Source organism: uncultured Maritalea sp., assembly GCF_937139385.1.
In the GTDB taxonomy this organism is placed as follows: Bacteria; Pseudomonadota; Alphaproteobacteria; order Rhizobiales; family Devosiaceae; genus Maritalea; species Maritalea porphyrae_A.
Window position 1 is genome coordinate 1 of sequence record NZ_CAKZPW010000323.1, and the last position, 11,039, is coordinate 11,039.

Annotated in this window: 9 protein-coding genes and 1 pseudogene; 4 read left to right on the top strand and 6 right to left on the bottom strand. The window is 50.8% G+C overall.

Going from position 1 to position 11,039, the window contains the following annotated elements:
* From Q0231_RS13250 to dnaN, 3 genes are all read right to left on the bottom strand, one after another.
* The coding region (locus Q0231_RS13250; protein WP_299348052.1) for a DNA gyrase subunit B at positions 1–2,282 on the bottom strand (2,282 nt) is incomplete at its 3' end.
* A 124-nt stretch (positions 2,283–2,406) separates the two neighbouring features.
* Entirely contained in the window at positions 2,407–3,540 is a 1,134-nt protein-coding gene (recF, locus tag Q0231_RS13255) for a DNA replication/repair protein RecF (RefSeq protein WP_299348053.1), read from the bottom strand.
* Between the two features lie 18 nt (positions 3,541–3,558).
* Complete coding sequence (gene dnaN / locus Q0231_RS13260) at positions 3,559–4,680, bottom strand: DNA polymerase III subunit beta (protein WP_299348054.1); 1,122 nt, start codon at positions 4,678–4,680, stop codon at positions 3,559–3,561.
* A gap of 226 nt (positions 4,681–4,906) precedes the next feature.
* Between dnaN and Q0231_RS13265 the strand changes: the two genes are divergently transcribed.
* Positions 4,907–5,788 carry an SPFH domain-containing protein gene (locus Q0231_RS13265; protein ID WP_299348056.1) on the top strand — a complete coding sequence of 294 codons (882 nt, stop codon included), beginning with the start codon at positions 4,907–4,909 and terminating at the stop codon, positions 5,786–5,788.
* A 9-nt stretch (positions 5,789–5,797) separates the two neighbouring features.
* The gene (locus Q0231_RS13270) at positions 5,798–5,992 is read left to right on the top strand and encodes a hypothetical protein (protein ID WP_269393301.1); all 195 of its coding nucleotides are present in this window, start codon (positions 5,798–5,800) and stop codon (positions 5,990–5,992) included.
* Positions 5,993–6,079: 87 nt separating this feature from the next.
* Here Q0231_RS13270 and dnaA read toward each other — a convergent pair whose 3' ends face one another.
* The 3 genes from dnaA to mutM form a co-directional block, all read right to left on the bottom strand.
* Positions 6,080–7,612: a chromosomal replication initiator protein DnaA gene (gene dnaA, locus Q0231_RS13275; RefSeq protein WP_331283671.1), complete on the bottom strand. Its 1,533-nt coding sequence runs from the start codon at positions 7,610–7,612 to the stop codon at positions 6,080–6,082.
* Between the two features lie 848 nt (positions 7,613–8,460).
* Positions 8,461–8,727: a 30S ribosomal protein S20 gene (rpsT, locus tag Q0231_RS13280; protein ID WP_269393302.1), complete on the bottom strand. Its 267-nt coding sequence runs from the start codon at positions 8,725–8,727 to the stop codon at positions 8,461–8,463.
* 175 nt (positions 8,728–8,902) lie between these two features.
* Positions 8,903–9,784: a bifunctional DNA-formamidopyrimidine glycosylase/DNA-(apurinic or apyrimidinic site) lyase gene (mutM, locus tag Q0231_RS13285; protein ID WP_299348060.1), complete on the bottom strand. Its 882-nt coding sequence runs from the start codon at positions 9,782–9,784 to the stop codon at positions 8,903–8,905.
* 142 nt (positions 9,785–9,926) lie between these two features.
* On the opposite strand from mutM, the gene ubiE reads away from it, so the two are divergent.
* Together ubiE and Q0231_RS13295 are read left to right on the top strand one after the other, a co-directional pair.
* Positions 9,927–10,694, top strand: coding sequence for a bifunctional demethylmenaquinone methyltransferase/2-methoxy-6-polyprenyl-1,4-benzoquinol methylase UbiE (gene ubiE, locus Q0231_RS13290; RefSeq protein ID WP_299348063.1), 768 nt, complete (start codon positions 9,927–9,929; stop codon positions 10,692–10,694).
* A gap of 11 nt (positions 10,695–10,705) precedes the next feature.
* Positions 10,706–11,039 (top strand): annotated as a pseudogene (locus Q0231_RS13295) (ubiquinone biosynthesis protein UbiB); the annotation flags it as partial.

An 11,039-nucleotide genomic window follows, 5' to 3' on the forward strand; every position in this document is an offset into this window, starting at 1 on the left:
GCAGATCCCGGGACGGGCATTTTCTCAAGCAACGACGAAAACATATCGTCCTTGATCAGCCTTTTGATCCAATCGTTCCAGACGACATACTGATAAGTCCAGCGCACCAGCGTTTGTGCGTGCTGGAATCGACCTTCCGAGCCAAGCGCAACAATTTTTGGATCTGTGCTAGCATCAAGTCTGCTCAAAACACGGTTGTGAAATTTCAAAAATGCCAATTGCAGTTGAGAAACAATAGTATTCTCATCATTGCGCATGTCTCCGATAAGCGCGCGTCCTTGGCTATTGCGCGGAAGATCGTCCTCATCGGTAGCCGTATCCGCATCGACGTCATGACCTTTTCCAACAAGCAAGTAGCCCGTAAAACCATCGGCATTCGCTTTGTCGTGATCGTCCAAAACTGCTTGGCTGAGGGCGCCCGAAATAGCACATTGCTCAACGATTTTGCGGTTGTAACGCGCATTGAGCGCATTCATGATGTGTACCATGTCGCGCGCTTTACTTGCCACATCAGCCAAATCATTGCCGCCGCGTGATACACCAGCTGCGGTGCTTAGGGTTGAATCTTCAAGCCCAACGGTGAGCAAATATTCTTCTAACGCCCGCTCGTCTTTCAGATATTGTTCGGACTGGCCGCGCTTAACTTTATATAGTGGGGGCTGGGCAATATAGATATGACCACGTTCCACAAGCTCTGGCATTTGCCGATAAAAGAAGGTGAGCAACAAAGTTCTAATGTGTGCGCCATCCACGTCCGCATCGGTCATGATGATGATTTTGTGGTAGCGCAATTTGTCGATGTTGAATTCTTCGCGGCCAATCGAGGTGCCAAGCGCCATCACCAGATTGCCAATTTCCTGGCTGCCCAGCATTTTATCAAAGCGCGCGCGTTCAACGTTTAGGATTTTACCGCGCAATGGCAGCACGGCTTGTGTACCCCGGTCGCGCCCTTGCGTTGCTGAACCACCCGCAGAATCACCCTCCACCAGGAAGAGTTCTGATAGGGCGGGGTCTTTTTCTGAACAATCTTTAAGCTTGCCAGCCAAAAACGACACATCAAGCGAGGATTTGCGTCGGGTCAATTCGCGCGCTTTGCGCGCCGCTTCGCGGGCGGCGGCGGCTTCAACCACTTTTGAGACAATTTGCTTGGCTTCGGCGGGGTGCTCTTCAAACCATTGGTTCAAGCGGTCGTTGACCACAGATTCAACCACGGGGCGCACTTCTGACGACACCAATTTATCTTTGGTTTGAGATGAGAATTTTGGGTCCGGCACTTTCACCGACAAAACACAGGTTAGCCCTTCGCGGGTGTCATCGCCCGTTGGCGAGACTTTTTCTTTTTTCAAAATGCCGCTTTTGTCCGCATATCCGATCACTTGACGGGTGAGACCACCGCGCAAGCCTGCAAGGTGAGTACCGCCATCGCGCTGCGGGATATTGTTGGTAAAACATAGCACTTTTTCGTGGTAGCTATCGTTCCACCACAGAGCCAATTCCACAACAATATCGTCTTTTTCGGCCGTGATGTAGATCGGCTCTTGGATCATGGACTGTTTGGATTTGTCCAAGTAGCGCACAAATTCTTGCAAGCCGCCATCATAGTGCAATTCGACTGAAATCTCTTCAGGATGGCGTTTATCGGACAAGATGATGCGCACGCCTGAGTTCAAAAACGCGAGCTCGCGCAAGCGGTGCTCCAGCGTTGCATAATCGAATTCGATCATGGTGAATGTTTCAGAAGACGGCATAAAGGTCACTTTGGTGCCTTTTTCGGTGCCGCAGTCGCCAACCTTTGCCAAAGGCGCATCAGGTTCACCATGGGTGAAGCTCATTTGATGCATTTCGCCGTCACGCTTGATCTCAAGTTTGAGCCAAACAGACAAAGCGTTCACCACGGAAACACCCACGCCGTGCAAACCGCCCGAAACTTTATATGAGTTCGAATCGAACTTACCACCCGCGTGCAGCTGGGTCATGATCAATTCAGCGGCGGAAACGCCTTCTTCTTCATGGATGCCGGTTGGAATGCCGCGCCCGTTGTCGGTTACGGAAACCGAGCCGTCCGCATTGATGGTAACGGTCACATAGTCGGCATGCCCGGCCAGCGCCTCATCAATTGCGTTATCGACAACTTCATAGACCATATGGTGCAAACCGGACCCGTCGTCCGTGTCGCCAATATACATGCCGGGGCGTTTGCGCACCGCATCAAGACCTTTGAGAACCTTGATGCTATCCGCACCATAATCAGTATTTCCAGGGACCGCTTTTTCGTCGCTCATTTGCACCGAATCATTTCCAGTTAAACTTAGTTATTTCTAGTCTTTTTTTGAGTGAAACCAAAGGGCTCAAGCCCAATTTCAACCATTGGGGCAAGATAAGGGACAATAAGGGGGATGTTTGCGCCTATAAGGGGGTCAAAAGCGCATCTTGCACGCTAATAAACTGCGCATCAGCCCCTAGAGAATCAAACAAAATTTGATCGGTGCCCGTCATCCAACATTGAGTGCCCAGCGCGTTGAGCAATTCGAACAGGCTGGCGCGTCGATTTGCGTCTAAATGGGCAGCGATTTCGTCTAGCAACAAGAGGGGCGATATGGAGGTCATTTGCTTGACCAAACGCGCATGGGCCATAATTAGCCCCACCAGCAGCGCCTTTTGCTCACCGGTTGAGCAAATGTTTGCGGGCATTTGTTTATCCATATTGGTCACCGCGATATCGGCCCGATGGGGCCCAACGGTCGTGCGCCCTGCTGCCCTGTCCAATTGACGGCGCTGCCGCCACAATTGGATATAGGCTTCTTCCAATTCCGTGGAGGTTTGAAAGGGAGGCATTTCTTCTTGCCCCACAAGTTCCAAATGCGCAGAAGGGAAGCCCAAAGATCCCTCCAAGCGCAATAAATCATTCAAATGCGCAATGGTATCAAGCCGCGCAAAATGCATGGCGGCGGCATGGGCGGCCATTTGCGCTTCAATGGCTGAAGCCCACGACGCATCGCCATATTCATCAAGCAGTTTGTTGCGTTGGCGCATGGCTTTTTCAAACTGGGCAACCTCGGCGCCATGCCCGGGGATTAAAGCTAGGACCAATCGATCAAAAAACCGGCGTCGATCGGCAGCGGGGCCGGTGAACAGACCATCTTGGGCGGGGGTGAGCCAGAGGATGCGCAAATATTCACCCAACTGATCCACTGACCGTGCTGGGGCACCATTTATTTTGACCCGTCGCCCCGTGATTGCACCAGCATCAAGCCCGGTGCCCAAATCGACGGTGCCATATTGGGTTTCTACCGAAGCGGCAACCGCCCAGCCGCCTGTGCCATTGTGCAGCGCTAAGGTTTCAAAATTTGCGCGGCGCAACCCGCGCCCCGCGCCCAGCAAAGAGATCGCTTCAAGCAGATTGGTTTTGCCCGCGCCATTTGGCCCGGTAAGCACCACATGGCGATCATCGGGGTCAAGCGCAGCGCTTGCATAGTTGCGGAAATTTGAAAGCCGCAACCGTGATAAATAATGGCTGGGGGGCTGGCGCGGTACCGCCATTAAAACCTACCCTTGGCGTTAAACGCGCATCGGCATCAAAACATAAAGCGCATCATCATCATTGTCAGACTGAACAATGGTGGGTGAGCCTGCGTCTGACAGCATAAAGATCGCCGCTTCCGATTTTACCTGATCGATGATATCGAGCAAATAGCGGGCATTGAACCCGATTTCAAAACCCTCATCTTCGAACTCAATCGGCAGTTCTTCGCGGGCCGTGCCGTGATCTGGGTTGGTGACGCTCATTTCGAGCAACCCATTACCAATGGCCAATTTTACGGCCTTGCCACCACGGTCTGAGGCAATGGTGGAGACACGATCAACCGCTTGCTTGAAGCTTGCGGTGTCCACGGTGAGGCGCTTATCGTTGTTTTGCGGGATCACCCGCTCATAATCGGGGAATGTGCCTTCGATGAGTTTTGACAGGAGCACCACGCCGTTTACTTCGATGCGGATTTTGGTATCTGAAAGTTCAATCGCCACATCGTCTTCATCGCCCGACAAAAGCTTTTGCACTTCAGCAACGGTTTTGCGTGGCACAATGATAGAAGGCATGCCTTGAGCGCCTTCAGGGGCGGAGACTTGTGCACGCGCCAAGCGGTGACCATCTGTTGCCACGGCGCGCATGATGACGTTGGCCCCATCATCCATGGTGTGGAAGAATATGCCATTGAGATAATAGCGGGTTTCTTCGCTTGATATCGCAAACTGTGTGCAATCGATCAATTGGCGCAGCGCGCCCGCTTTAATAGTGAATTTATGGGTGAAATCACCCGATTTGAGATCGGGGAACCCATCGGCCGAAAGACACGTGAGGTTGAATTTGGAGCGGCCTGATGTAATGGCCATCTGTTCACCAGCGCCATCCACTTCAAGGTTCACTTCCGCGCCATCAGAAAGTTTGCGCACAATTTCATAAAGCGTGTGGGCCGGCACGGTGGTGGTGCCTTGCGTGCCCACCATAGCAGGCACCGATTCGGTGACTTCAATATCCAAGTCGGTTGCGCGCAATTGCAGGCCGCCATCATTGGCGTTGAGCAAAACGTTTGAAAGAATGGGGTAGGTTGTGCGGCGCTCGACGACACGGTGCACATGCCCAAGTGATTTCAACAGGTGATTTCTCTCAAGCGTAACTTTCATTGGTGTCTACTCCCGGTAACTTTTTGCCGCTTTTGATACAGCTTATGCGTCTTTATCCCCATGTGGGGACAAGGAAAATGGCCTTTTGCGCTTCAAAAGGCAAGGAAAAAGGCGTGGTTTTTCCAGTTAATGAACTCGCAAATTGAATATCGCAAATACAGAAGACTTGCAATTCTGAAAATCCACGCCATATTGATATCATAATGATATCGAATTGGAGAATACTATGAACGAAAAATCCGCTTGGTCAATTTCTGGCTATCCCATGGTCGCCCTTTTGGCATTATGGATCATTGGTATGCTCTATTTCTTGACAATGGCCATTGGGTCGGACGGCGGCCCGGCGCTTATTTTGCCGCCACTGATTGGTGGGCCAATTGTTGGCACCATTTTGGCGATTGGATTTGTGATGGTGCAACCAAAGCAGTCTAGAGTTTTGGTGTTGTTTGGGGCCTATAATGGCACCTTGAAGCAAACTGGCCTGCGCTGGGTCAATCCATTTAACTATCCGCGCATTCCCGTTTCATTGCGGTTGCGCAATTTTGAAAGCGGCAAGAATAAAGTCAATGATGCAAACGGCAACCCAATTGAAATTGCAGCGATTGTGGTGTGGCGGGTTACCGACACCGCTGAAGCGACTTTTGAAGTCGATAATTATAGAGACTTTGTGGCGGTTCAATCCGAAGCGGCGGTACGCACTTTGGCCAGCCGTTATGCCTATGACCTAAAAGATGGCAAAAGCAGTGGCGCTGTATCTTTGCGGGCCAACCCTGCAGAAGTTTCTGAAATGCTACAACACGAAATTCAAGATCGGTTGCAGACAGCTGGTGTTGAAGTAGTCGAGGCGCGGATTAGCCACCTCGCTTATGCCCAAGAAATTGCGGCCGCTATGTTGCAACGCCAACAAGCCAGCGCCATTGTGGATGCACGTGAAACAATTGTGGAAGGCGCAGTTGGCATGGTTGAAATGGCGCTGGCACAACTCTCTGAGCGCAAAATTGTCGAACTGGATGATGAACGCAAGGCGGCGATGGTCGGCAATCTACTGGTTGTACTTTGCGGCCAACAGGATACCCACCCGGTCGTAAACGCTGGCAGCCTATATTAGGGGATCAACATGCCTTCAAAAAAAGCATTCGCATTGCGGGTTTCGCCCCAAGTTATGGATGCAATGCAAAGATGGGCTGATGATGATCTGCGCAGTTTAAATGCGCAGATCGAATTTGTGTTACGTGAGGCTTTGGTAAAATCGGGCCGCGTGAAATTGGTACAACGGGCGATCACTGAAGTTGTCGACACAACAGACGAATAAAGCCCCTATGTCGGTTCGACATCGGGGCTTTTGTTTGATCCTTGAGGCGGAAGCTGGCGGTTAATGATCAGCATGGCCCCTATTTGATCAGTCAGCGATCATCCGCTTTAGCAATTCCACTTCTTGGGCGAAGCTATTGTCTTCTGACATCAATTGCTCAACTTTGCGCACCGCATGCAAAACCGTTGTATGGTCCCGGTTGCCGAAACGACGGCCAATTTCTGGCAGCGAGCGCGAGGTCAGCATTTTGGACAAATACATGGCGATTTGGCGCGGGCGCACAACAGAGCGCGAGCGACGTGAAGACAAAAGATCGGGCTTTGACACTTTGAAGTGTTTGGCCACCATAATTTGAATTTCGTCGATCTTGATACGGCGCGTATCGCGGGTGCGCATCAAATCATGCAATGCCTTTTCAGCCAATTCAATGGTTACGGGTTCGCCTGTGAGCTGATTGGCCGCCACCAAGCGGTTGATGGATCCATCAAGATCACGCCCGTGGGAAATGACTTTCTTGGCCACATAATCGAGCACCTGGGTTGGAATATGCAGGCCCGGGTATTTTGCCAGAGCCTGTTCGGCACGTTTTTCAACGATGGCGCGGCGCAGATCTTCATCAAGTGAGCGAATGGGCACCACAAGACCACCGGATAGACGTGAGCGCAACCGATCATCAAGCATATCAAGGCCATTCGGGGGAGCATCCCCTGCCACTACAACTTGCTTTGCGCCCGTAAGCAGCGCGCTAAGCGCTTGGCCGAATTCTGTAACGGACTTGCCTTGCAAGAATTGCATATCGTCGATGAGCAAAACATCAATGCCGCGCAGCCACTCTTTAAAGCTAATGGCGGACTGACGCTGCACCGCTGAAATGAAGTGATACATGAAATGGTCGGCGGTGAGGTAAACCACATTACGTGACTTATCTGCGCCACCGGCGGCCCATGCAATGGCGTTCAACAGGTGGGATTTGCCCAACCCAACTGATGAGTGAATGTAAACGGGATTAAAGGTGACAGAGTTCTGTGCCACAGCTTGGGCCACTTGCTTTGCGGCCCCCAATGCCATCTCGTTGGCGCTGCCAGCAACAAATGTGTCAAAGGTCAATTTTGGATCAAGTGCTGAGCCTGACAATGCGTCGCCCTGTTTTACACGCGCTGAGTGTTTGGCCCCGGTACGAATGGTGGCAGAAACGGTGGGCATTGGCGCTTTACGCTCTGCTGGCTCTTCAGCTTTTGGCGTTTGCTTGCTTTCAACCCGACCGTTCACGCGCACTGTGATTTGCAGCGTTTGAACATTTTGGTTTTCAGCTTGAAACGATTCGATGATCCGATCTTGATAATTGGACAAGATCCACGAGCATAAAAACCTTGTCGGTACAGAAAGGTGCGCCAGGTCCCCATCCAGCTCCACCAAATCCAGCCTTGCGAACCATGAACTGAATACGTCCTCCCCGACGCTTGCCCAAAGCCGCTTTTTCACTCGTGCCCATAGTTTTGAGTTATCGCCCCCCGATAAATCCATTGCGCCCCCGCCTTGTTGGTTTTCAACCGCTGGCGTTGTGCTTTGATGTGTTGCAACATCTTCTTCTTTTTGCGCCAACATTGTGAACTGATCCATTTGTGCCTCTTGATATTTCAACCAACGCACCAGCCGCTTGTTTGGCGCGTTGGTCAGCTGATTATTCTACAATCAGACAAACCCCTAGCAGTCGCTGAAAGTATTCAACGCTACCATTTTTATGATTTACTTAGAATTTGACGCCAACTCGCGTCGTTTACTTTACTGGAAGTACGCTTGTTAGACTGGCTAGCTGTGGTGGTGTGCAGATCTCGAATGGAAGACCGGAATTATTGCAATTACGCAGGTTTTCCTCTTAGCACACATCGTCAACGGCCCCCGTTTTTCTGTTCAACTCTTGGCAATACAAGGATCGCCACCAGTTCTTGTTCAATATGGGCAGTTTAGCCTTATTAGGGGACGCGTTTCAACTGGTGAATCATTTAAAAACCCTCTTGACTCTAGGGGGTGGATTTGGGTTGGCAAGCTACGCAGAATCTCGCCATTCTTAAGGGATTGGATTTGCTTAATGAATCCAAATTCAAGTGAAAAATGCCCCTCAAAAAAAAATTTACTTTTTGTTAAGGATCCCGGCATTTTGAACCATTTTGCGCATTTTCCGACGACCTACACCATCGAGTTAAGTACCTGAAATAAATGAATTTTTTCAAACTCCAAAATCACAATGTGACAAATTTATGAATAGATTCAAAGGGTTCAATTTAGACGTTAAATTACGCAACATGTGTCAATTAGAATGGAACAATAGATTCTTCGTCACGCTGCTTCTATGTCAATCCAAGCGAAGGAAGTGACCTCGGAATTCAGGCGTAAACGCTGTCACGCCAAACGCAAAAAGGCTGCCCTAAGGCAGCCTTTAAAATCGTCAGTCCAAGTAAAGCCAGGCCTTAAGCGCTTAGGGCTTTTACACGGTTAGAAAGACGTGAAATTTTGCGTGAAGCATGGTTCTTATGAACGATGCCTTTTTGCGCTGCGCGCATAATTTCTGGTTGAGCAGCTTGCAAAGCCGTTTTGGCTTCGGCGCTATCGCCAGATGTGATTGCTTCTTCAACCTTACGGATGAATGTGCGCATGCGCGAACGACGGTTTTTGTTCACTTCGGTGCGGCGCTCAATTTTGCGAACAGCTTTTTTAGCTGATGGAGTATTGGCCATGTGGTCCTCTTTGTGCCTATTCACTTTCTACCCGATGGCAGAATCGCGAAATAAAAGCGGCGGCACCAAAGGCCGCCAGAAACTACGTTGGCCGGGTTATAGGTTGAAGATTGGTTTTGGTCAATAGGAAAAGCTTGCGAAATTGGCTGCAAGCCCCGGTGGAAGAGTCTTTTGGCTAGGTTTGGCAATTGGGACAGTAAAAGGTTGAGCGACCAGATTGTACAGTTCGCGCGATGTTGGCTTTGCAATTTGGTGTAAGGCAGGGTTCACCCTCTCGGCCATAGGCTTGGAAACGGTGTTGGAAATATCCCAACTCCCCGTCTGCATGCTTAAAATCCTTAAGCGTTGATCCACCCGCTGCAATCGCCTCGTTGAGCACTTGCACAATCGTTGGGGCGAGTAATTCCAACGCCTTTTTGGGTTTGCCGTCCGCCCTTACCAATGTGCCGACAGGGCACCTGGGGTCGATCTTTGAAAGAAAGAGCGCTTCACACACATATATATTGCCCAATCCGGCCACATTGCGCTGGTCGAGTAGTGCAGATTTGACGGGGGTTTTCTTATTTAGGAAACGTTCGGCCAAATGCTGAGCGTTAAATTGATTGCCCAATGGCTCTGGCCCCATATTGGCGAAATGGGGGCTTTCCTGTTCATCGTCAAACAGGTCCATATATCCAAACCGACGCGGGTCATTGTAAATAATGTCCACTCGCCCTTTTGTCGGGTGCACAACTTCTAGAATCACATGGTCATGTTTTTGGTGTGCCAAAGGCACGAATTTGCGGGCGGTGCCTTCAATCAATTCAGCGTTGATTTTGAAGCTGCCGCTCATGCCCAAATGGGCGAGCATATTGGTGCCAGACATGAGTGGCACGATTAGATATTTTGCACGACGACGCAGCTGGCCGATCTGTTGACCTTCGAGCAACTCTTGAAAACCGTTTGGAAATGGAAAGCGCAAATTTGGGCGATTAAGCACAATGCGTTTGATCGTCGCCCCATCCATAAAGGGGGCAAGGCCGTTTTTGACCGTTTCAACCTCTGGCAATTCAGGCAATTCACTCTTTCCTTATGCATATAAACTGTGGCAATGACGCGCAGGCACCCAAACCTCCTCAACCATAGAAAAGCTGAGGCGCTTAGGATAAGGTGCGCCAACATTGATGATTTGTGATGACGACAAGCAAGTGACCATAAAGATGAGTGAAGCGCAACAAACAACCCACTTCGGCGAACGCGAAGTGCCCTTGGAAGAAAAACAGGGGCTGGTGAACGACGTTTTTCATAAGGTCGCTGACCGTTATGACATTATGAATGACCTGATGAGCGGGGGCATGCACCGGGTCTGGAAAGACGCCTTTGTGGCCAATCTGGCCCCACCCCGCGCCGGCAATCGGCCATTTGAAGTTTTGGACATGGCTGGTGGCACGGGCGACATCGCCCAGCGGATCAAAAACGCTTCGCACGGGTATGCCAAAGTCACCGTTTCCGACATAAACTCGGATATGTTGCGGGTGGGAGCTGAGCGGGCCAAAACTTGGCGCTATCAGGACGGCGTTGAATTTGTTGAAGCCAATGCCGAAGAACTGCCTTTTGAAGACAATCGCTTTGATGTTTACACCATTTCGTTTGGCATGCGGAATGTACCCCAAATCGACAAAGCCTTGCGCGAAGCCTATCGGGTGTTAAAGCGCGGCGGCCGAATTATGGTGATGGAATTTTCTGAAGTTGATGTGCCTGGCCTTGATAAGATCTATGACCTATTTTCAGAACATGTGATCCCGCCGATCGGTGGCGTGGTCACGGGGGATGCGCAGCCTTATCAATATTTGATTGAGAGCATTCGCCAGTTCCCCAAACCCAAGCAATTTTGCAAAATGATTGAAGACGCTGGCTTTTCGCGGGTCACGCACACACCGCTTAGCGGCAATATTGCGGCCATTCATTCTGGCTGGAAACTGAGATAGGCGGATATAACATGGGGCTTTTTGCTTATCTGCGTCTTTTTCGGGCAGGTTATGTTTTGGCGCGTGAAGGCGCTTTTTCGCTTACCGAAGGGCAAGGTATTAAGGGGCCGGCGGCAACTGCCATTTGGTTTGCGCGGCTGATAGAACGCCCTGCGGTGCGCAAAACCGGCCGGGTTGAACGGCTTTCTGCGGCTTTGCAAAAGCTTGGTCCAACCTACGTAAAGCTTGGCCAAGTGCTCGCCACCCGCGCTGACGTTGTGGGCCCCGTGGTGGCCAAAGACTTGGCCAACCTGCAAGACAAGATGCCCCCGTTTGACAAAGCGCTGGTGCCCGCGATTTTGGCCG

Bases quoted from the DNA above. Each gene is read 5' to 3' on its own strand.
- recF (WP_299348053.1), bottom strand. From the start codon at position 3,540: ATGGCGGTACCGCGCCAGCCCCCCAGCCATTATTTATCACGGTTGCGG.
- ubiE (WP_299348063.1), top strand. From the start codon at position 9,927: ATGAGTGAAGCGCAACAAACAACCCACTTCGGCGAACGCGAAGTGCCC.
- Q0231_RS13265 (WP_299348056.1), top strand. From the start codon at position 4,907: ATGAACGAAAAATCCGCTTGGTCAATTTCTGGCTATCCCATGGTCGCC.
- Q0231_RS13270 (WP_269393301.1), top strand. From the start codon at position 5,798: ATGCCTTCAAAAAAAGCATTCGCATTGCGGGTTTCGCCCCAAGTTATG.
- dnaN (WP_299348054.1), bottom strand. From the start codon at position 4,680: ATGAAAGTTACGCTTGAGAGAAATCACCTGTTGAAATCACTTGGGCAT.
- dnaA (WP_331283671.1), bottom strand. From the start codon at position 7,612: ATGGATCAGTTCACAATGTTGGCGCAAAAAGAAGAAGATGTTGCAACA.
- rpsT (WP_269393302.1), bottom strand. From the start codon at position 8,727: ATGGCCAATACTCCATCAGCTAAAAAAGCTGTTCGCAAAATTGAGCGC.